Below are 20,139 nucleotides of genomic sequence, written 5' to 3' on the forward strand. Positions count from 1 at the left end.
CACTGTTGTGGCGATGCATCAGCCCATGGCGTGGCTTCGACGGTTCAGCAAAAAGCGGCCTCCCGAGGCGGTCTCGGAGGCCTCCGAGACCGGCGCCTCGACGGACGGAGCCGCCCCTGACGTGGTCGTCAGGCCGCCGCCGCGGGGTCCGGGCTGGATCGGCGCCCTGGTGGTCGCCACCGCGCTCGTCTCGGCCATCGCGACCTTCCTGATCCTGGCGGGCGTCATCCGGGTGACGCCGACGCCCACCGTGGGCGTCACCCTGCTCGGCATCAATGTCGCGCTGGTGCTCGGGCTCGTGGTGATCATCGCCTGGGAGGCGCGGGTCTTCCTGCACGCCCGCAAGGCCAATGCGGCGGTGGCGCGGCTGCACACCCGCATCGTCGGCCTGTTCAGCCTCATCGCGATCCTGCCCACCGTGCTGCTGGCGGTGGTGGCGGCGGTGACCATCGACCGCGGCCTGTCGCTCGGCTTCACCGACCGCGTCCGCGACGTGGTGCTGAAGTCCGTGGAGGTGGCCGACGCCTACCAGGAGAACCAGTGCCAGTCGCTGGCCCGCGAGATCCGCATCCTGGCCGACGACCTCACCCGGGCCCGGCCGAACTTCGACGTGAACCGCGACTGGTTCCAGACCTTCCTGACCACGCGGGCGACCGCCCTCGGCCTGCCGGTGGCCGAGATCATGCGCGGCCCCACCGAGGTGGTGGCCCGCGCCAAGATCGACATCATCAAGGAGCGCCGCCTGCCCTCGGCCGCCGCCTTCGAGGAGGCGGCCAAATCGAGCGATCCGATCTGCCTCGTGCCCTCCGAGGGCCGGGTCTTCGCCGCCCTCCTGCGCATGACCGCCTACGACGGGGCGGTGCTGCTGGTCCAGCGCGAGGTCAGCCAGCTCGCGGTGGAATTCCCCGGCGTGTCGCGGGCGGCGGCGGCGGAATATCTCACCTACGATTCGCTCAAGCGCTCGATCCAGATCACCTTCGCCTCGGTGTTCGTGCTGATCGCGCTGATCGCGCTGCTCTCGGCGGTGTGGTTCGGGCTCAACTTCGCCAACCGCTTCGTCGCGCCGATCCGGCGCCTCATCAACGCCGCCGACCAGGTCGCGTCGGGCAATTTCTACGCGCAGGTGCCGGCCCGCAAGACCGACGGCGACCTCGCGCATCTCGGCGAGAGCTTCAACAAGATGACGCAGGAGCTGCGCCGCCAGCACGACGGGCTGACGGCGGCCAGCGACCTCATCGACCGCCGGCGCCGCTTCACGGAGGCCGTGCTCTCGGGCGTCTCGCCGGGCGTCATCGGCGTCGACGCCGCCGGCCTCGTCACCATCGCCAACCCGGCGGTGGAGCGCACGCTGGGGATCGGCGCCGAGGAGATCGTCGGGCGGCCCCTGACCCAGGTGGTGCCCGAGTTGCAAGCCCTCTTCCCCGAGGGCAGCGAAGGCCGCCAGCGCGCGCTGCAGCAGCAGATCCAGCTCGTGCGGGACGGCCGCGAGCGCACGGTGACGGTGCGCGTCACCAGCGAGCAGGCGCAAGGGGGCCAGCGCGGCTTCGTGGTGACGCTCGACGACATCACGGACCTGGTGGCGGCCCAGCGCACCTCCGCCTGGGCCGACGTGGCGCGGCGCATCGCCCACGAGATCAAGAACCCGCTCACCCCGATCCAGCTCTCGGCCGAGCGCATCCGGCGCAAGTACGGCAAGGTTATCGTCGAGGACCGCGATGTGTTCGACCAGTGCACGGCGACGATCGTGCGCCAGGTCGACGAGATCAAGCGCATGGTCGACGAGTTCTCGTCCTTCGCGCGGATGCCCAAGCCCGCCATCGGCCGCAACGACCTCGGCGAGATCGCCCGCCAGAACCTCTTCATGATGCGGGTGGCCCACCCCGACCTGGAGTTCGGCTTCTCGGGCGAGGGCGACGGCGGCGAGCCGCTCACCGCCGCCTTCGACATCCGCCTCCTGTCGCAGGCCATCACCAACATCCTCAAGAACGCCGTCGAGGCGGTGATGGCGGTGCCGGAGGCCGAGCGCGGCCAGGGCCGGGTCGACGTGAGGCTTCTCGTGGAGGACGCCTTCGCGGTGATCGAGGTCACCGACACCGGCAAGGGTTTTCCGGTGGAGGGGCGCCAGCGCCTGCTCGAGCCCTATATGACGACCCGCGAGGGCGGCACCGGGCTCGGCCTCGCCATCGTCAGCAAGGTTCTGGAAGACCATGGCGGCGGCATCGAACTGAACGACAACCCGGCCGGACGGGGCGGGCAGGTGCGCATGCGCATCCCCCGCGACGTCGAGGCCGCCGGCGGGCGGACCCCGGCCGGAACCGGTGACGACATGCGGGGGCCCCGTGCCGCCGCGCCAGACGAGAAGGGCGCCGCACGGACGGGCCCCGAGATCGCGGAGATCCTATCATGAGCGCCGATATCCTGATCGTCGACGACGAGGCCGACATCCGCGACCTCGTGGCCGGCATCCTCGACGACGAGGGCCACCGCACCCGCACCGCCGGAGGTTCCGACGAGGCCCTGGCCGCCATCGAGTCGCGCCGGCCCCACCTCGTCTTCCTCGACATCTGGCTGCAGGGCTCGCGCCTCGACGGGCTGCAGGTGCTCGACCAGATCAAGGCCGGCCACCCCGACCTGCCGGTGGTGATGATCTCGGGCCACGGCAACATCGAGACCGCGGTGGCGGCGATCAAGGCGGGCGCCTACGACTTCATCGAGAAGCCGTTTAAGGCCGACCGCCTGATCCTGGTGGCCGAGCGGGCCCTCGAGACCTCGCGCCTGCGCCGGGAGGTCCGCGACCTCAAGACCCGCTCGGGCCAGGCGAGCAAGCTCGTGGGCGGCTCGGTGGCCGTCAACCAGCTGCGCCAGACGGTGGAGCGGGTCGCCCCCACCAATGCGCGGGTCATGATCCTGGGCGCGCCCGGCTCGGGCAAGGAGCTGTCCGCGCGGACCCTGCACGCCTCCTCGACCCGCGCCAACGGCCCGTTCGTGGTCATCAACGCGGCCACCATCACGCCCGAGACCATGGAGGCCGAGCTGTTCGGCGTCGAGGCGGGGGAGGGCCGGGTCCGGCGCGTCGGTGCCCTGGAGGAGGCCCACGGCGGCTCCCTCTACATCGACGAGGTCGCGGACATGCCGCGCGAGACCCAGAACCGCATCCTGCGGGTCCTGGTGGACCAGAACTTCCAGCGGGTCGGCGGCACCACGCGGGTGCATGTGGACGTGCGCATCATCTCCTCCTCCTCGCGGGACCTCGCGGAGGAGATCGCGGGGGGCCGTTTTCGCGAGGACCTGTTCCACCGGCTCTCGGTGGTGCCGATCCGGGTGCCGTCGCTCTCCGAGCGGCGCGAGGACGTGCCCGAGCTGATCGGGTTCTTCATGGAGCAGATCTCGGGCGCCACCGGCCTGCCGCGCCGGCGCATCGCCGAGGACGCCATGGCGGTGCTGCAGTCGCACGACTGGCCCGGCAACATCCGCCAGCTGCGCAACAACGTCGAACGCCTGATGATCCTCACCCACACCGATCCGGAGCAGGAGGTGACCTCCGAGATGCTGCCCACCGAGATCGGTGCCCTGGTGCCCACCACCCCCAACGGGTCAGGCGGCGAGAAGCTGATGAGCCTGGCCCTGCGCGAGGCGCGCGAGATCTTCGAGCGGGAGTACCTCATCGCCCAGATCGCCCGGTTCTCCGGCAACATTTCCCGTACCGCCGAGTTCATCGGCATGGAGCGCTCGGCCCTGCACCGGAAACTGAAGTCGCTCGGCATCGGCTCCTGAAGAATGGCGCGGTCGCGAGCGGTCGCGCACTTGCATCGGGCCGGCAATCTACGTGTAATGGCGAGGTTGACTCGCCCGGTCACGAAGTCGTGGCGGCGACCCCGACTGAAGAGAACCCGCCCGGTGAGGCGGGCGGCATGATTAAACAAGGACAAGAAAAAAATGGCGGCCGAACGCTCTCAGAACCTCCAGGACACGTTCCTCAATCACGTTCGCAAGAACAAGATCCCGCTCACCATCTTCCTCGTGAACGGCGTCAAGCTCCAGGGCGTGGTGACGTGGTTCGACAACTTTTGCGTGCTTCTGCGCCGCGACGGCCATTCGCAACTCGTCTACAAGCACGCGATCTCGACGATCATGCCGGGCCACCCGGTGCAGCTGTTCGAACCCGACGAGGCCGCGCCCGAGAAGGCGTGAGGTCGAACGCCGATCGATCCCCGCGGGGCCCTTCCCCGGGCGGGTGACGCGAAACGGAACCCGACCCGGGGTCCGGCACGACGAGCCGCGCGGCGTCGATACCATCTGCGCCGCTCGCATCGAGCCGCCGAGATCGAGCCGCCGAGATCGAGCCGCCGAGGCGGCCCTTCACGACACCGGTTCCCGGGTCGTCGCCCGCTGACGCTCCGGGCGTCCGGGACATGACGTCCGACCGGTTCGATCCTCCGCAAAAGCTCATCGGCCTCCATCGTTCGATGGGAGCACGCCCTTGTCTGCAGCCGGCAAAGGCCCATTGTCCTGGAACGCATCAGGACGAGGCCGGACAGCAGTTGACGAACCACACGATCACCCCCGGCGAAGCCCGGCTTCAGGCGATGGCGGCTCCCGAGGGTGAGATCGCGGCCGCGACCCATACCCTGGTCATCGGTCCCTATCTCGCGCGGACCGCCTCCGGCGGCAGCCGCAGCGAGGCCTCGCGGGCCACAGATGCCCGCCTCGACGAGGCCGTGGGGCTGGCGGCCGCCATCGAGCTCGACGTGGTCGAGGCGATCTGCCTGTCGCTGCCGCGCATCCGGCCCTCGACCTACCTCGGCAAGGGCCGGGTCGAGGAACTGGCCGGCGTCATCAAGGCGCGCGAGATCGGCCTCGTGGTGATGGATTGCGCCCTCTCGCCGGTGCAGCAGCGCAACCTCGAGAAGGAACTCGGCGCCAAGGTCATCGACCGCACCGGCCTCATCCTCGAGATCTTCGGGCGCCGCGCCTCGACGCGCGAAGGGCGGCTGCAGGTGGAGCACGCCCACCTCGCCTACCAGAAGAGCCGGCTCGTGCGGTCCTGGACCCACCTGGAGCGCCAGCGCGGCGGCTTTGGCTTCCTCGGCGGCCCCGGCGAGACCCAGATCGAGGCCGACCGGCGGATGATCCAGGAGCGCATGACCCGGATCGAGCGCGACCTCGACGGCGTCACCCGCACCCGCGGCCTGCACCGGCAGGGCCGCGCGAGGGTGCCGTACCCGATCGTGGCCCTCGTCGGCTACACGAACGCGGGCAAGTCGACCCTGTTCAACACCCTGACCAAGGCCGAGGTGATGGCGCAGGACATGCTGTTCGCCACCCTCGACCCGACGGCGCGCGCCACCAGGCTGCCGCACGGCGAGACCGTGATCCTGTCCGACACCGTGGGCTTCATCTCGGACCTGCCGACCTCCCTCATCGCGGCCTTCCGCGCGACGCTGGAGGACGTGATCGAGGCCGACATCCTGCTGCACGTGCGCGACATCTCGCACGGCGACAGCGAGGCCCAGGCCGAGGACGTCGGCGGGGTCCTGCGCGAACTCGGCATCGAGACCTCGGCCGACCGGATCATCGAGGTCTGGAACAAGGCCGACCTGCTGGACGAGGACGAGCGCAACCGCCTCCTCAACCTCACGGGGACCGGGCGGAGCGACCGCGACAGCGGCGCCCCCGTCCTCGTCTCCGCGGTGACCGGCGAGGGAATGGCGGCGCTCACGAGCCGGATCGAGGCGCGGATCGCCAAGTCGCGCTCGACCTTCGCGGTGGTCCTCTCACCCGAGGACGGCGGCGCCCTGCATTGGCTCTACGAGAACGCGGAAGTGCTCGACCGGCGCGAGGAGGAGGGCGGCACGATCCACCTCGCCATCCGTATCGCCCCCGAGAAGGAGCCGCGTTTCCTCAACCGGTTCGACGGGGCGCGGCGCCTGAGCCGGGCGGGGTGAGGGCGCTCCGACCCTCCGTGCGGGGAGACGAATCGGAGGCGAGGGTGGCGAAGACGGCACCGCGACGCTCGAACCCCGCACCCTTCCCCCTCCCCGTTAAAGGGGGAGGGGGAAGGGCGGAGCGCAAGGCCTTACGGCTGCAGGACGCCGTTCACGACGTGGATGACGCCGTTGGACTGCATCACGTTGGCCACCGTGACCTTGGCGGTGCTGCCCTTGGTGTCGGTGACGAACACCGACTTGCCCTTGGCCTGGATCACGAGGGGGGTGCCCTCGACGGTCTTGAGCTGGGCCTCGCCGCCGCCGTCCTTGACGAGCTTCATCAGGTCCTTGGCGGTGTAGATGCCCGAGACCACGTGATAGGTCAGGATCTTGGTGAGGGTGCCCTTGTTCTCGGGCTTCACCAGGGTCTCGACGGTGCCGGCCGGCAGCTTGGCGAAGGCGGCGTTGGTGGGCGCGAACACCGTGAACGGACCCGGGCCCGACAGGGTGTCGACGAGGCCGGCGGCCTTGACGGCGGCCACCAGGGTCGTGTGGTCCTTGGAGTTGACGGCGTTCTCGACGATGGTCTTGGATGCGAACATCGGTGCGCCGCCGACCATCGGGTTCTTGGCGAAGGCCACGGCCGGCAGGGCCGCGCCGACCGAGACGGCCAGGGCCACGGCGGCGGCGGTGGAGGCGAACGAGCGGCGGGCGTTGGACATCATCATGGAGCGTTTTCCTCGGTACGAGCCCCTGCGATCGGGGCGGTGATCGGTCTTACGGGGCTCTCCGGGGAAAAGTTTCAGGCCTTTCGTCCGAGGGCGATCGTAGCCGCACCGGGAGCCGGGGTTTTCGGGCGCCGAGGTCCGTATCGGGATGCGAGTCCGCATGAGGATGATTGCGGCGCTCCGATCTCGCGCCTATAAGCGAGGCATCCCCTTTTTGATGGCGTGAGACGGGACGCTTCGGATCAATGGATCCGGACCCCCGCGGACCGATTCCCGGACCGGCTCGTCCTCGCCCGCCGTGTTTGGAGTTGCCCGATGTCCCAGGGTCCGCTGATGCCCAAGGCGACCGCCGTCTGGCTGGTCGAGAACACGTCGCTCGCCTTCGAGCAGATCGCCGACTTCTGCAAGCTGCACCCGCTGGAGGTGAAGGGCATCGCCGACGGCGAGGTCGCGGCCGGCATCAAGGGGCTCGACCCGATCACCACCGGCCAGCTCACCCGCGACGAGATCGAGAGGGCGCAGCGGGTGCCCGACTACAAGCTCAAGGTCGCGGTCTCGAAGGTGAAGCTGCCCGAGGTCAAGCGCACCACCAAGGGCCCGCGCTACACGCCGCTGTCGCGTCGGCAGGACCGGCCCAACGCCATCCTCTGGCTGCTGCGCAGCCACCCCGAGCTCAAGGACGCGCAGATCATCCGGCTGGTGGGCACCACCAAGTCGACGATCCAGCAGATCCGCGAGCGCACCCACTGGAACTCGAGCGCCCTGCAGCCGATGGACCCGGTGACGCTGGGCCTCTGCACGCAGATCGACCTCGATTTCGAGGTGCAGCGTGCCGCCAAGGACCGGCCCGCCACCGTGCCGGCCGACGTCGGAGCGAGCCTCCTGCCCACCGAGCTCTCGACGGCGCAAGAGACCGACGAGCACGCCGAGCACCACCGCAACGCCCGCGACGAAAAACTCAACGTCGATTCGGTCTTCGCCAAGCTCAAGGGCATGCGCCAGACCGACGAGGACGACGAGGACTGATCACCGCCTGCGGGCCTGGCGCCGAAGACCTCTTGAGACCTCTTGGCCGCGGGCGGGATATCGCGACGTCGGCCAGGAGCACGAACGAGGACTGCCTCGGCCGGGTCCGGCCCGGCCGGGGCAGCCGAAACGGCTCGCCAAGCGCGATAAAATGCCGGATAGTGTCCCGCCGCGATGGGCGAGGGCATCGCATCTGGAGCGTCCCATGGCCTCCCTGGGAACCGACACCGACGCCGGCCCGGTCTACGACCGGGCATCGCGGAGCGAGCGATCCGCAGTCGGGCCGGGCGGCCTGCGCCCTTGCAATATCGTTCAGGGTGCTGTGCAGGAGCCTGTGACGCTCGCCGAATCGCTCATGGCGGACGCCGGCTGGAGCGCGTCGAACTTCAGCGAGGCCGGCCCCAACCCGCCGTATCTGCGCATCGGCGGCAAGCTGTGGGTGACGCTGACCGAATACGAGCCCTGCTTCTCCTCCTACCACCGCGATCGGATGCTGTTCCGCTCCAAGGTCTCGATGACCGAACATCTCGGCCGATACCGCGAGATCATGGTCGACCCGATCGCCTTCGAGGAATGCTACGGGCCGGGGGAGGGGACAGACGCCACCTTCCCGTTCGGGGCCTGGCTGGAGATCCGCGAAGTCGGCTTCAAGGGTCTGACCCTGTGGGGCCGGCGCCACGGCACGGTGACGCTGCCCCTGGAACCCCTCGCGGTGGCCTCGGCGGTGTGGCTGCGCGGCGGTGGGCCGCCCAAGGCTTCCCTAACCTGACCAAGGCTTCCCTGACCTGACCGAGGCTTCCCTGACCTGACCAAGGCTTCCTTGACCTGAGACCGGCGCCCCTGACCTGAGACCGGCGCCCAAACGGCGCGGCGCGGTTGCCCCTGAGCGCGCGATCGCGTATGTCGTCGCCGTTCCTCACGATGGATGCGACGTCTCCTGGGCAGTTCCTGCCCGCCGCCGCGCCATTGCGGGGATGGCCCTCGACCAGCGTTGAGACTGCGTCGGCCCTCCCTCGGGGAGGTGAGCCCGTCGATCCCGAACGGATCCCGGGCGGCGTCGGAGGGGGTCTCCCGTCACACGAGCCGCCGATGCCGGCCTCTTCAGGAGGCCTGTCAGGAGACAGAATGACCGCTGGTAACGCCCTGCAGCGTAGCCCGAGCCGCGACGACTTCGCGGCTCTCCTCGAGGAAAGCTTCCTCGAGCACGAGATCACCGAAGGTTCCGTCGTCAAGGGTCGCGTCGTCGCGATCGAGAAGGACGTCGCCGTCATCGACATCGGCGCCAAGACGGAAGGCCGTGTCGCCCTCAAGGAATTCAACGGCCCCGGCCGCGACGACCTCGCGGTCGGCGACGAGGTCGAGGTCTATGTCGACCGCATCGAGAACGCGCTCGGCGAGGCCGTCATCTCGCGCGACAAGGCGCGCCGCGAGGAGAGCTGGGTCAAGCTCGAGAAGGCCTTCGAGGCCAACGAGCGCGTCACCGGCGCGATCTTCAACCAGGTCAAGGGCGGCTACACCGTCGACCTCGACGGCGCCGTGGCGTTCCTGCCGCGCTCCCAGGTCGACATCCGCCCCGTGCGCGACGTCACGCCCCTGCTCGGCACGCCCCAGCCGTTCCAGATCCTCAAGATGGATCGCCGCCGCGGCAACATCGTGGTGTCGCGCCGCACCGTCCTCGAGGAGAGCCGCGCCGAGCAGCGCTCCGAGCTCGTGGCCAACCTCGAAGAGGGCCAGGTCATCGACGGCGTCGTCAAGAACATCACCGAATACGGCGCCTTCGTGGATCTGGGCGGCATCGACGGCCTGCTCCACGTCACCGACATGGCCTGGCGCCGCGTCAACCACCCGTCCGAGGTCGTGACCATCGGCCAGACGGTCAAGGTCAAGATCATCAAGATCAACCACGAGACCCACCGCATCTCGCTCGGCATCAAGCAGCTGCTCGCCGATCCGTGGGAGGGCATCGCCCAGCGCTACCCGGTCGAGGCCAAGATCAAGGGCCGCGTCACCAACATCACCGACTACGGCGCCTTCGTGGAGCTGGAGCCGGGGATCGAGGGCCTGATCCACGTCTCCGAGATGAGCTGGACCAAGAAGAACGTCCACCCCGGCAAGATCGTCTCCACCTCCCAGGAAGTGGAAGTGCAGATCCTCGAGGTCGATCCGGTCAAGCGCCGCATCTCGCTCGGCCTCAAGCAGACCCTGCAGAACCCGTGGGAGGCCTTCTCCGAGAAGCATCCCGTCGGCTCCGAGGTCGAGGGCGAGGTCAAGAACAAGACCGAGTTCGGCCTGTTCATCGGCCTCGAAGGCGATGTCGACGGCATGGTCCACCTGTCGGATCTCGACTGGAACCGTCCCGGCGAGCAGGTCATCGAGGAGTTCAAGAAGGGCGACATGCTGCGCGCCCAGGTCCTCGACGTCGACGTCGAGAAGGAGCGCATCTCGCTGGGCGTCAAGCAGCTCGGCGGCGACCCCTTCGCCGAGGCCGGCGAGCTCAAGAAGGGTCAGGTCGTGACCTGCGAGGTGGTCGAGGTGAAGGATTCGGGCGTCGAGGTGAAGATCATCGACACCGACCTCTCGACCTTCATCCGCCGTGCCGAACTCGCCCGCGACCGCGGCGACCAGCGTCCCGAGCGTTTCGCCGCCGGCGAGAAGTTCGATGCCCGCGTGATCCAGTTCGACCGCAAGGTCCGCCGGGTCCAGCTCTCCATCAAGGCCCTCGAAATGGCCGAGGAGAAGGAGGCGATGGCCCAGTTCGGCTCCGCCGATTCGGGTGCCTCGCTCGGCGAGATCCTGGGCGCGGCCTTCAAGAAGGCCCGCACCAGCGACGACAAGGACGAGGAATAGTCTCATCCCCCGCCGCCCTTCGGGGCGGTGGGCCGGACGACCACGCAACCCGCGCGGGATCGCCTCCCGCGCGGGTTTTTCCATGCCATGCGCGCAGCCTCTTCGATGCGCGCACGTACAGCCTCTTGCCGCTCCGGCGCGGGCGGGGCTAGAACACCGCCCCCGAGTCGACCTCCCGGGCGTCAAGCCCATGCCCGCCAGGTCCATGCCCGCCAAGTCCATCCCCGCCAACGACTTGGCGACCGTCACGGACCCGAACGCGACGCCGAAGGATGGTGCAAACGGTCCGGGGTTGTGGGAGAAGGGGGCAAGAACAGGCTCGCCCCAATCCGAGCCGGACCCGCGGGAGTGACCGAACGCATGGCAGCCGACGCCGAACTTCTGATCGATCGCCGCCGCCTGCGCCGAAAGCTGTCGGTGTGGCGCGTGGTCGGCATCGGCTCCCTCGTGGTGGCGGTGGGCGCCGTGGGCCTTCGCCTGCGCGGCGGCGAGGTCGCGGGCTTCGGTGCCATCAAGCCGCAGATCGCCCGCATCAGCGTGGGCGGCTTCATCGCCGGGAGCGAGGAGACCACCAAGCTGATCGCGCGGGTGCGCGAGTCGAGCGCCGTCCAGGGCGTGGTGGTCTCGATCTCCTCGCCCGGCGGCACCACGACCGGGTCGGAGGAACTCCACCGCAACCTGCGTGCGCTCGCCGAGAAGAAGCCGATGGTGGCCTTCGTCGACGGCACCGCCGCCTCGGGCGCCTATATCGCCGCGATCGCCGCCGACCACATCGTGGCGCGCGAGACCGCGCTGGTCGGCTCGATCGGCGTCCTGTTCCAGTACCCGGACCTGTCCGGGCTTCTCGACAAGGTCGGCGTCAAGGTCGAATCCATCAAGTCGGCCCCGCTCAAGGCCGAGCCGTCGGGCTTCACCCCGACCTCGCCCGAGGCGCGCGCGGCCCTGGCCGCGGTGGTCGGCGATACCTACGGCTGGTTCAAGGGCCTCGTCTCCGACCGTCGCAAGATGAGCGACAAGGAACTAGCCGTGGTCGCCGACGGTCGCGTCTTCAGTGGGCGCCAGAGCGTGCCCCTCAAGCTCGTGGACGCGCTGGGCGGCGAGCGCGATGCCGTGGCCTGGCTCGAGAACAGCCGCGGCGTCGCCAAGGGACTGCCGGTGACCGATTGGAAGCCCAAGGGCAAGAGCGACTTCCAGCTCTGGTCGGCGCTGGGCACCGGCGCCGAACTCCTCGGCCTCCCGGGAGCCGCGATGCAACTGCGCGCCGTCGGCACCGAGACCACCGACCTCGCCCAGGGCGGCCTGCTGGCCCTGTGGCGGCCCTGATCGACCTACGGTTCTCCACCCTCCACCGCCGGCCTCGCCGGCGACAGACCTGCGAGAAGACGGCCGCATGATCAAGTCGGAGCTCGTGCTCAGGATCGCCGAGCAGAACCCGCATCTCTACCAGCGCGACGTCGAGACCCTGGTCAACGCCATCCTCGACACGATCGCCGACGCCCTGGCGCGGGGCGACCGGGTCGAGCTGCGGGGCTTCGGCGCCTTCTCGGTGAAACGCCGCGATGCGAGGCGGGGACGCAACCCGCGCACGGGAGCGGCCGTTGCCGTTTCCGAGAAGGCCATCCCCGTCTTCAAGACCGGCAAGGAAATGCGCCAGCGCTTGAACGACGCGGGGATCGGCGACGATCGGGCCGAGGCGGCCCCGTGACGAGATTCACGACAACCGGAGGACTTCGATGATCCGCTTCCTCAAGGGACTTGTGCTGCTGCCGGTGGCGATCGTCGTCGTCGCGCTGGCGGTGGCCAATCGCGAGGCGGTGCGCCTGTCCTTCGATCCGTTCTCGCCCGACATGCCCGTCTTCAGCGTGACGCTGCCGTTCTACCTGATCCTGTTCGGGGCGGTGGCGCTGGGCGTGGTGCTCGGCGGGATCGGCACCTGGCTCGGCCAGTCCAGCGTCCGCCGCCGCAGCCGCGATCGCCGCCGCGAGATCCACCGCCTCGAGACCGAGACCGCCCGGCTCAAGACGCAGGTGCCGAGCGGCGACGACCTCTATTCGCGCGGCGGCACGAACCAGGTCGCCCTGCCGGCGCCGCGCTGACACCACGATGCCCGCGACGCGCGTCAAGATCTGCGGGCTGAGCACGGCCGACACCCTGGAGGCCGCCCTCGATGCCGGGGCCGACCTCGTCGGCTTCGTGCATTTCCCAAAGAGCCCGCGCCACGTCGACTGGGAGACCGGAGCCCGCCTGTCGGCGCAAGCGAGGGGCCGTGCCGGGCGCGTCCTCCTCCTGGTCGATCCCGACGATGCGCTGCTGGCGCAAGGCATCGCCGCGGTCGAGCCGGACCTCGTGCAGCTCCACGGCAGCGAGTCCCCCGAACGCGTCGCCGCCATCCGCAAGGCGATCGGGCGGCCGGTGATCAAGGCGATCGGCATCGCCAGGCGTGACGACCTGGCGGCACTGGCGCCGTATGCGGGCGTGGCCGACATCCTCCTCCTCGATGCCAAGCCGCCGACGGACGCCGACCTACCGGGCGGCAACGGCCATGCCTTCGACTGGGATGTCCTTGCGGGCGCCGAATTGCCCGCCGGAACGATGCTGTCGGGTGGGCTGACGCCGCAGACCGTGGCGCAAGCCCTGCGCCGGACCGGCCTCGGCACTCTCGACGTCTCCTCGGGCGTGGAGCGCGCGCCGGGGGTCAAGGATCCGGACCGGATCCGGGCCTTCATGGCCGCGGCGCGCGCCGGCGGCGGGTGAAACCCGAAGCCTCGCGTTTTCCGCCCGGATGGCGCTCGCGCCGCATTGTCGGCAAACCGTGCTAGACTCATGTGAGAGCCCGGAACCGCATCGTTTCGTTCACGAACCGCGATCCCCGTCGCCGGCCGGAGGCACGACCTCACGCTGCCCGCCGACACGGAGGACGCCCGCTTGCAAGGAACCGCCACCGTGACCATCGCCCCGACCCCGAACTCGTTCCGCACCGGCCCCGACGAGCGCGGCCGCTTCGGCATCTTCGGCGGACGTTTCGTGGCCGAGACGCTGATGCCGCTGATCCTCGACCTCGAGGCCGCCTATACGAAGGCCAAGGCCGACCCGGCGTTCCAGGAGGAGATGGACGGCTACCTGACCCACTACGTCGGCCGGCCGAGTCCGCTCTACTACGCCGAGCGCTTCACCGAGCACCTGCGCGCGCAGTCGGAGCCGGGCCACGGCGCCAAGATCTACTTCAAGCGCGACGAGCTCAACCACACCGGCTCGCACAAGGTGAACAACGTGCTCGGGCAGATCCTGCTCGCCCGCCGCATGGGCAAGCCGCGGATCATCGCCGAGACCGGGGCCGGCCAACACGGGGTCGCCACCGCCACGCTGTGCGCCCGCTTCGGCCTAAAGTGCGTGATCTACATGGGCGCCGTCGACGTGGCGCGCCAGGCGCCCAACGTGTTCCGCATGAAGATGCTGGGCGCCGAGGTGGTGCCGGTGCAATCGGGCACCCGCACCCTGAAGGACGCCATGAACGAGGCCCTGCGCGACTGGGTCACCAACGTCGCCGACACGTTCTATTGCATCGGTACCGTGGCCGGGCCGCACCCGTATCCGGCGATGGTGCGCGACTTCCAGTCGATCATCGGCAAGGAGACGAAGGAGCAGATGCTGGCGCGGGAAGGGCGGCTGCCCGACTCGCTGGTCGCCTGCATCGGCGGCGGCTCCAACGCCATGGGCCTGTTCCATCCCTTCCTCGACGACCGCGACGTCGAGATCTTCGGCGTCGAGGCCGCCGGCCACGGCGTCTCCTCGGGCCTGCACGCCGCCTCGCTCACCGGAGGCCGGCCCGGCGTGCTCCACGGCAACCGCACCTACCTGCTGCAGGACGCCGACGGCCAGATCTCGGACGCCCATTCGATCTCGGCGGGCCTCGATTATCCCGGCATCGGGCCCGAGCATTCCTGGCTGCACGAGACCGGCCGCGTCACCTACATCTCGGCCACCGACCAGGAGGCGCTGGAGGCGTTCAAGCTGTGCTCGCTCCTGGAAGGCATCATCCCGGCGCTCGAACCGGCCCATGCCCTGGCCAAGGTGATGCAGCTCGCCCCCACGAAGCCGGTCGACCACCTCATGGTGGTCAACCTCTGCGGCCGCGGCGACAAGGACGTGCCGCAGGTGGCCGAGATCATGGGCACCACCCTCTAGGGCGTCGGACCGGGAGGTGGCCGCCGACTTTGGGAGAAAGCCGGCGGCCACGATGCGCAAAGCCGACGCCAAACGCACCCCAAACGCACCGTTGACACCACGCGGCGGTTTTCCCTATACCGCCGGCTCCGGTCGGGACCGTCGCTCACGCGAAGGCCCCGGACGTTGGGGCGGGGTAGCTCAGCTGGTTAGAGCAGAGGAATCATAATCCTTGTGTCGGGGGTTCGAGTCCCTCTCTCGCTACCAAATTTGTCGATGATCGCGCTTTCAAACCCTGGCCCCGCAGCCGGGGTTTTTTGTTGTCGCGGCCGGAGGACGTCGTCCCGCCGGATGGCGTCGGCGTCGCGGCCCTGCGTTTTCGGCGATCCGCATCGGCCACCGCGTCCCCGATCGCATCTTCGTCGGCCTGGCCGACGTGCCGGTCTCGGCGTGATGACCGGTCCCCGACGACCCGTTCGCGCAGGAAGACCGACGTTTCGCGCATCGGGCGTTTCGCGCGTCGAACCGACTGCACGACGGCCCATCTTTGGAAGCACATCCCCGGTCCGAGCGGCTAGAATCACCCCATCGAAAGCATAGGCTTGCGACGGGAGAGCCTGCATTGCCGATGATCGCCCGGATGTACTTTCTGGAACAGACGACGTTGCCGTCCCGTGCGTCCTGTCGAGGCGGAGCCGGTGAGAACCTCTGTGGACGGCATGCGGTCGGTCATCGCCGACGTGCGATCGCTCCCCCGTCGATGACGGCCTGAGATCCGGTAGCGCCCTCCGGCCGATGCCGGGCGCGCCGTCTCGAGGCTGACGCCGTCGCGGTCCCGCTCGGCGGCCCGGATCGGCCGGCCGACGGTTCCATGCTTCTCGCATCCCCGCGGACGGGAGGACTTTTCATGCCCATCACCCTGTCCCGACCTCCTCGCAGGCCCTGGGCGATCCTGTGCGGCGCGACCCTGCTCGGCGCCGCCTGCCTTGCCGCGGTCGCGTCCGATGGATCGGGCGGCGGTTCGACGCCGCGCCCCATCCCGGCCTCGGTCGCAACCGACCTTCCGGACGAGGTCGAGACCGACGACGCGGAACCGGCGGCGCGGGTGACCCTCGGCCCGGGCGGCCGCGACCTGCGTCTGGCCGGCGATCTCATGGAGGGGGTGTCGGCGCGGGTCGCCGCCCTGCTCGCGGAAAACCCGGGCGTGCGGCGCATCCACCTCACCAGCGGCGGCGGCCTCGTCTCGGAGGGCATGAGCCTCGGGAGCCTCGTCGCGGCGCACGGCCTGGCCACCTACGTCCCGGACGATTGCGCCTCGGCCTGCACCCTCGTCTTCGTCCGCGGCACTCGGCGCTACCTCGGGACGGGTGGACGGCTCGGATTCCACGCCCCCTACGAGACCGGGCCGTCCGGGCGGAGCCCGGTGCTGGACCCCGCGCCCGAGCGCGCCGCCTACCGCGACGCCGGCATCGCGGCGGACTTCGTCGCCGAGGCGCTGGCGGTGGCCTCCGACGACATGTGGACGCCCGAGCCGGAGCGGCTCGTCCGGGCCGGCGTGGTCACCGACGTGGTCGGGACCGACCGCTTCCCCGATTCGACCCTCGACGACGACGACAGCCCGCAGGCGGCCCGCACCCAGGTCCTGCGCAACCTGCCGATCCTCGCCGGGGCCGACCCCGCCGCCGTCGACCGGATCGCCGCCTGGTACCGCGACGGCTACGCCACGGGGCGCACCGAGGCGGACGCCCTCGACGGGCTGCACCGGCAGGCGGCCGCCCATCTGCGCGCGGTGCTGCGCGGGGCCGACGAGGCGACGGTGCTGGCGTTCGGGCAGGCCGCCCTCGCCGCCATGCGGCAGGCCACGGACGGGAGCGCGTGCGAGGCGATCGCGGGCGGCGACGCCGTCGTGATCGCGGACACGCTCGGCACCCTCCGGCCATCGGGAGCGGGCGTGGCCGCCCTGATCGCGCGGGCGCGCGGGCAGGGCGGGGGCCGGACCGCGGTCGCCGCGTCCGAAGACGGAATGCGGCCTCCCGCCCGGCCCTCGACCGGGGCTTGCCGGGCCGGGACCCAGGCCCTGCGCCGAGCCCTGGCCCGGCCCCTCCATCAGGCGGCCTCGGCCCTGCGCGCCCTGCTTCTCGCCGAGCCGGCGACCCTGGTCGCCGCGAAATGATCCCCACCCGTCTCCCGCACACCGAAGGAACACCCGTCCCGATGTCCCGATCCGCCCTGCCTCTCGCCACCCTCCGCCCGGACATCGCCCGACGGCTGTGGACCGCCCTCCTGGTGCTGGCCATCGTCGTGTCCGGCACGCTGATCGCGCGTGCCGACGAGCGGGTGATCCGCGTCGGCTACCAGAAGTACGGCACCCTGGTCCTGCTCAAGGGCAAGGGCCTCCTCGAACAGAAGCTGAAGCCGCTCGGCTACAGGGTCGTCTGGGCCGAGTTCCCGTCCGGGCCGCCGCTGCTGGAGGCGCTCAACGCTGCCGCGGTCGACGTCGGGTCGGCCGGCGAGGCCCCGCCGGTCTTCGCGCAGGCCGCCAACCCGGGCGAGTTCCTCTACGTCGCCCACGAGCCGCCGGCCCCCTCGGGCGAGGCGATCCTGGTGGCCAAGGACAGCCCGATCCGCTCCGTGGCGGACCTGCGCGGCAAGAAGGTCGCGTTCAACAAGGGCTCGAACGTCCAGTACCTGCTGGTACGGGCCCTGGAGCGGGCCGGCGTCCCCTACGAGGCGATCACCCCGGTCCACCTCTCGCCCGCGGACGCGGCGGCCGCCTTCGCGCGCGGGGCGGTGGATGCCTGGGCGATCTGGGACCCCTTCCTCGCCTCCGGCGAACGCTCCACCGGCGCGCGCACCCTCGTGAACGGCAGCGATCTCGTGCCCAACCGCCAGTTCTACCTGTCGCGGCGCAGCTTCGCCGAGGCGAACGGAGCCGCCATCGACGCGGTGGTGGCGGCGATCGGCGAGATCGACGCCTGGGCCAAGGACAACACCGATGCGGTCGCGGCCGAACTCGCGCCCTCCATCGGCATCCCGGCCGCGGTCCTCTCGGTCGCGCTCAAGCGCCAGACCTACGGCGTGACGCCCCTCGATGCGGCGACCGTCGCCGACCAGCAGCGGGTCGCGGACGCCTTCCACGCGCTCGGCCTTCTGCCCAAGCCCGTCACGATCGCGGATGCGGTGCGCAAGCCGGGACGCTGACCCCTCTCGACCCGTCGTCCCCGCATCTTCGCCGAGAGACCCGTCATGAGCGAGGGACCTGTCATGAGCGAGGGACCTGTCATGAGCGAGGGACCTGTCATGAGCGAGGGACCTGTCATGAGACTGCGAACCTGCCGGCCGGACGTTGCGATCGCCTTCACCGGAGCCGCGTCCCCCGCCGCGCCGACCGCGGCCGACGATCCCCTCGTCACCACCGAGTGGCCGGAAAAGAACCTCGACGACCCAAAGCCGCGCATCGTCGAGGTCTCGGTGGACCCCGGCCTCCTCGCCGGGCGGGCCGGGACGGTTTCAAGGACAGTTTCATAGGGCGGCGGGCGGTGGTACCCCGCCGGCACGGGCGCAGCATGGCCTGCCGGGAGAATCAGGATGCGCGATCGCACGGCCCATCGCCGGTCCCCGATCCCGCGCGGTATGGCGGCGGCCTCGGTCGTGCTCGGCCTCCAGGCAGGAGCGGCGGCGGGCCAGGAGGCGGCGCCCGCGCCCCCGTTCGCGGAATGCATCGCCGGGATCGGCGCCGAGGCGGCGGCCCGCGAGGTGCCGCAGGCGGTGATCGCCGAGCGCCTGCTGGCCCTGACGCCGGACCCGGAGGTGCTGGCCGCCACCCGCAACCAGTCGGAGTTCGTCACCCCGATCTGGACCTATCTCGACGGCGGCGCTTCGCCGTCGCGCATCGACGAGGGGAAGCGCAAGCTTCAGGAGTGGGCGACCGTCTTCGAGGAGATCGAACGGCGGTTCGGGGTCGACCGCTTCACCCTGGCGGCGTTCTGGGGGGTCGAATCGAGCTATGGCGCCGTCCTCGACAACGCGGCCGTGGTGCGGCCGGTGGTCCGCTCCCTGGCGACATTGGCCTGTGGGGACACCGGCCGGGCCGGCTACTGGCGCGGCGAAACGATCGCGGCCTTGCAGCTCCTGGCCCGCGGCGAGGTGGCGCCGGAGCGGTTCACCGGCTCCTGGGCCGGCGCCATGGGCCACACCCAGTTCATGCCGACGGTCTACCAGGCCCATGCGGTGGACGGCGACGGCGACGGCCGGCGCGACCTCTGGAACGTGCCCGACGCGCTCGCCTCCACCGCCGCCTATCTCTCGGCGATGGGATGGCGGCCGGGCGAGGGCTGGGGCACCGAGGCCACCCTGCCGGAGGGCTTCGACTACGCCCTGGCCGACGAGACCACGCCACGCAGCCTCGCCGAATGGGCAGCCTTGAGCGTGCGCCCCGTGCCGGGCTTCGTGCCACCCGACGCGACGACGCGGGCGACGCTGATCCTGCCCGCGGGCGCCCGCGGGCCCGCTTTCCTGCTGCTGCCGAACTTTTCCGTGATCCTGCGCTACAACACCGCGCTCGCCTACGCCCTCACAGTCGGCCACCTGTCCGACCGCCTGCGGGGAGGACCGGCCTTCGCCCGGGACTGGCCGCGGGGCGACCGCATCCCGACGCCCGAGGAGATCCGGACGCTGCAGACCCGGCTGACGGAACGCGGCCATGCGGCCGGCGGCATCGACGGTAAGATCGGCCCCCGGACCCGGGCCGCCATCCGCGCCTACCAGGCCTCGGTCGGGCTCACGCCGGACGGCTATGCCGACGGCGTCCTCCTCGACCGGCTCGGACCGGAGCGTTAGCCGAACCGGCCTCGAACGGCCACCCTCCCGGCCCGGCGATCCGGCGGGCGTCCCGCGCCTCTCGGTTGTAAACCATCCCCCGCCAATCGACTTGTCGCGACGCGCATTCTATCTATGAGTGGCCCGAGCAACGCCCCTGACGGAACGGCGGTCGCCACAATGAATCGGGAACTTGTGTCTCGTTATTCAATATCGAAGCTTGCGCCAGAAATTAAAACCTGATTTTTCATTGTCGATATGCCGTTCGGCAGATTTTATACAGAATAAATCCTGCGACTTCCGCATCGAAGCCGATGACAGACGTCGGATATGTCGGTGCCGTTCGCGCTCCTGGATCGAGGGCCGTCCCGACACACCACGACGTCCTCCTCGTGCGGCGGGGCCGCCGGACGTGGAGGATACGACGTTCGGCCTCCATTTACGCCACGGGCTCCATCGACCAGACTAGGCGGATCGTCCGATTGTCCGATCCTCGGTGTCATCACCCGTGACGGTCTTGGATGTCAGCGTGGCGGCGCTCCTCATAAATTAGGCGGACGGGTACGGAATGGCGGATCTGAGACCAGCGGTGGCCGCCGTCGACGGGCCCGCCGTTCGACCGCCGGCCG

17 protein-coding genes and 1 tRNA gene are annotated in these 20,139 nt (G+C 70.1%); 17 read left to right on the forward strand and 1 reads right to left on the reverse strand.

Annotated features, from left to right (window positions below):
• The first annotated feature begins 25 nt into the window (after window positions 1-25).
• The 4 genes from ASF39_RS15550 (at window position 26) to hflX (ending at window position 5,945) form a co-directional block, all read left to right on the forward strand.
• Window positions 26-2,407 carry a PAS domain-containing sensor histidine kinase gene (locus ASF39_RS15550; RefSeq protein ID WP_056285786.1) on the forward strand — a complete coding sequence of 794 codons (2,382 nt, stop codon included), beginning with the start codon at window positions 26-28 and terminating at the stop codon, window positions 2,405-2,407.
• A complete protein-coding gene (locus ASF39_RS15555) occupies window positions 2,404-3,774 on the forward strand; it encodes a sigma-54 dependent transcriptional regulator (RefSeq protein ID WP_055889351.1) in 1,371 nt (456 codons plus the stop codon). The genes ASF39_RS15550 and ASF39_RS15555 overlap by 4 nt, the downstream gene beginning before the upstream one ends.
• Before the next feature lie 162 nt (window positions 3,775-3,936).
• The gene (hfq, locus tag ASF39_RS15560) at window positions 3,937-4,191 is read left to right on the forward strand and encodes an RNA chaperone Hfq (protein ID WP_055889353.1); all 255 of its coding nucleotides are present in this window, start codon (window positions 3,937-3,939) and stop codon (window positions 4,189-4,191) included.
• A gap of 395 nt (window positions 4,192-4,586) precedes the next feature.
• The gene (hflX, locus tag ASF39_RS15565) at window positions 4,587-5,945 is read left to right on the forward strand and encodes a GTPase HflX (RefSeq protein ID WP_055889504.1); all 1,359 of its coding nucleotides are present in this window, start codon (window positions 4,587-4,589) and stop codon (window positions 5,943-5,945) included.
• Between the two features lie 131 nt (window positions 5,946-6,076).
• On the opposite strand, the gene ASF39_RS15570 is transcribed toward hflX, so the two are convergent.
• A complete protein-coding gene (locus ASF39_RS15570; RefSeq protein WP_056285788.1) occupies window positions 6,077-6,649 on the reverse strand; it encodes a fasciclin domain-containing protein in 573 nt (190 codons plus the stop codon).
• 321 nt (window positions 6,650-6,970) lie between these two features.
• Between ASF39_RS15570 and ASF39_RS15575 the strand changes: the two genes are divergently transcribed.
• From ASF39_RS15575 to ASF39_RS15635, 13 genes are all read left to right on the forward strand, one after another.
• Window positions 6,971-7,681 carry a cell cycle transcriptional regulator TrcR gene (locus ASF39_RS15575; RefSeq protein WP_055889356.1) on the forward strand — a complete coding sequence of 237 codons (711 nt, stop codon included), beginning with the start codon at window positions 6,971-6,973 and terminating at the stop codon, window positions 7,679-7,681.
• Between the two features lie 205 nt (window positions 7,682-7,886).
• Complete coding sequence (locus ASF39_RS15580; RefSeq protein ID WP_244472430.1) at window positions 7,887-8,450, forward strand: hypothetical protein; 564 nt, start codon at window positions 7,887-7,889, stop codon at window positions 8,448-8,450.
• A gap of 356 nt (window positions 8,451-8,806) precedes the next feature.
• Window positions 8,807-10,528, forward strand: coding sequence for a 30S ribosomal protein S1 (gene rpsA, locus ASF39_RS15585; protein WP_055889359.1), 1,722 nt, complete (start codon window positions 8,807-8,809; stop codon window positions 10,526-10,528).
• Between the two features lie 360 nt (window positions 10,529-10,888).
• On the forward strand, window positions 10,889-11,851 hold the full coding sequence (gene sppA, locus ASF39_RS15590) for a signal peptide peptidase SppA (RefSeq protein WP_056285532.1): 963 nt from the start codon (window positions 10,889-10,891) through the stop codon (window positions 11,849-11,851).
• 67 nt (window positions 11,852-11,918) lie between these two features.
• On the forward strand, window positions 11,919-12,233 hold the full coding sequence (gene ihfB, locus ASF39_RS15595) for an integration host factor subunit beta (RefSeq protein ID WP_055889363.1): 315 nt from the start codon (window positions 11,919-11,921) through the stop codon (window positions 12,231-12,233).
• A 28-nt stretch (window positions 12,234-12,261) separates the two neighbouring features.
• A complete protein-coding gene (locus tag ASF39_RS15600; protein WP_056285534.1) occupies window positions 12,262-12,624 on the forward strand; it encodes a lipopolysaccharide assembly protein LapA domain-containing protein in 363 nt (120 codons plus the stop codon).
• Between the two features lie 7 nt (window positions 12,625-12,631).
• The gene (locus ASF39_RS15605) at window positions 12,632-13,282 is read left to right on the forward strand and encodes a phosphoribosylanthranilate isomerase (protein WP_056285537.1); all 651 of its coding nucleotides are present in this window, start codon (window positions 12,632-12,634) and stop codon (window positions 13,280-13,282) included.
• Between the two features lie 189 nt (window positions 13,283-13,471).
• Window positions 13,472-14,713 (forward strand): tryptophan synthase subunit beta, encoded by a 1,242-nt coding sequence (gene trpB / locus ASF39_RS15610; protein WP_056285791.1) that lies wholly within the window; start codon window positions 13,472-13,474, stop codon window positions 14,711-14,713.
• Between the two features lie 169 nt (window positions 14,714-14,882).
• Window positions 14,883-14,959 (forward strand) — tRNA-Met (locus ASF39_RS15615).
• Between the two features lie 640 nt (window positions 14,960-15,599).
• On the forward strand, window positions 15,600-16,865 hold the full coding sequence (locus tag ASF39_RS15620) for a hypothetical protein (RefSeq protein WP_056285541.1): 1,266 nt from the start codon (window positions 15,600-15,602) through the stop codon (window positions 16,863-16,865).
• 41 nt (window positions 16,866-16,906) lie between these two features.
• The gene (locus ASF39_RS15625; protein WP_056285546.1) at window positions 16,907-17,893 is read left to right on the forward strand and encodes an aliphatic sulfonate ABC transporter substrate-binding protein; all 987 of its coding nucleotides are present in this window, start codon (window positions 16,907-16,909) and stop codon (window positions 17,891-17,893) included.
• A gap of 117 nt (window positions 17,894-18,010) precedes the next feature.
• Window positions 18,011-18,220 (forward strand): hypothetical protein, encoded by a 210-nt coding sequence (locus ASF39_RS22450; protein WP_244472431.1) that lies wholly within the window; start codon window positions 18,011-18,013, stop codon window positions 18,218-18,220.
• Window positions 18,221-18,280: 60 nt separating this feature from the next.
• Complete coding sequence (locus ASF39_RS15635; protein ID WP_056285552.1) at window positions 18,281-19,531, forward strand: lytic murein transglycosylase; 1,251 nt, start codon at window positions 18,281-18,283, stop codon at window positions 19,529-19,531.
• The last annotated feature ends 608 nt before the right edge of the window (window positions 19,532-20,139 follow it).

The sequence above is a fragment of the Methylobacterium sp. Leaf108 genome, from assembly GCF_001423265.1.
GTDB lineage: Bacteria > Pseudomonadota > Alphaproteobacteria > Rhizobiales > Beijerinckiaceae > Methylobacterium.

Excerpts from the sequence above, each read along its gene's own strand:
- ASF39_RS15550 (WP_056285786.1), top strand. The coding sequence starts at position 26 with ATGGCGTGGCTTCGACGGTTCAGCAAAAAGCGGCCTCCCGAGGCGGTC.
- ASF39_RS15555 (WP_055889351.1), top strand. The coding sequence starts at position 2,404 with ATGAGCGCCGATATCCTGATCGTCGACGACGAGGCCGACATCCGCGAC.
- hfq (WP_055889353.1), top strand. The coding sequence starts at position 3,937 with ATGGCGGCCGAACGCTCTCAGAACCTCCAGGACACGTTCCTCAATCAC.
- hflX (WP_055889504.1), top strand. The coding sequence starts at position 4,587 with ATGGCGGCTCCCGAGGGTGAGATCGCGGCCGCGACCCATACCCTGGTC.
- ASF39_RS15570 (WP_056285788.1), bottom strand. The coding sequence starts at position 6,649 with ATGTCCAACGCCCGCCGCTCGTTCGCCTCCACCGCCGCCGCCGTGGCC.
- ASF39_RS15575 (WP_055889356.1), top strand. The coding sequence starts at position 6,971 with ATGTCCCAGGGTCCGCTGATGCCCAAGGCGACCGCCGTCTGGCTGGTC.
- ASF39_RS15580 (WP_244472430.1), top strand. The coding sequence starts at position 7,887 with ATGGCCTCCCTGGGAACCGACACCGACGCCGGCCCGGTCTACGACCGG.
- rpsA (WP_055889359.1), top strand. The coding sequence starts at position 8,807 with ATGACCGCTGGTAACGCCCTGCAGCGTAGCCCGAGCCGCGACGACTTC.
- sppA (WP_056285532.1), top strand. The coding sequence starts at position 10,889 with ATGGCAGCCGACGCCGAACTTCTGATCGATCGCCGCCGCCTGCGCCGA.
- ihfB (WP_055889363.1), top strand. The coding sequence starts at position 11,919 with ATGATCAAGTCGGAGCTCGTGCTCAGGATCGCCGAGCAGAACCCGCAT.
- ASF39_RS15600 (WP_056285534.1), top strand. The coding sequence starts at position 12,262 with ATGATCCGCTTCCTCAAGGGACTTGTGCTGCTGCCGGTGGCGATCGTC.
- ASF39_RS15605 (WP_056285537.1), top strand. The coding sequence starts at position 12,632 with ATGCCCGCGACGCGCGTCAAGATCTGCGGGCTGAGCACGGCCGACACC.
- ASF39_RS15620 (WP_056285541.1), top strand. The coding sequence starts at position 15,600 with ATGCCCATCACCCTGTCCCGACCTCCTCGCAGGCCCTGGGCGATCCTG.
- ASF39_RS15625 (WP_056285546.1), top strand. The coding sequence starts at position 16,907 with ATGTCCCGATCCGCCCTGCCTCTCGCCACCCTCCGCCCGGACATCGCC.
- ASF39_RS22450 (WP_244472431.1), top strand. The coding sequence starts at position 18,011 with ATGAGACTGCGAACCTGCCGGCCGGACGTTGCGATCGCCTTCACCGGA.
- ASF39_RS15635 (WP_056285552.1), top strand. The coding sequence starts at position 18,281 with ATGCGCGATCGCACGGCCCATCGCCGGTCCCCGATCCCGCGCGGTATG.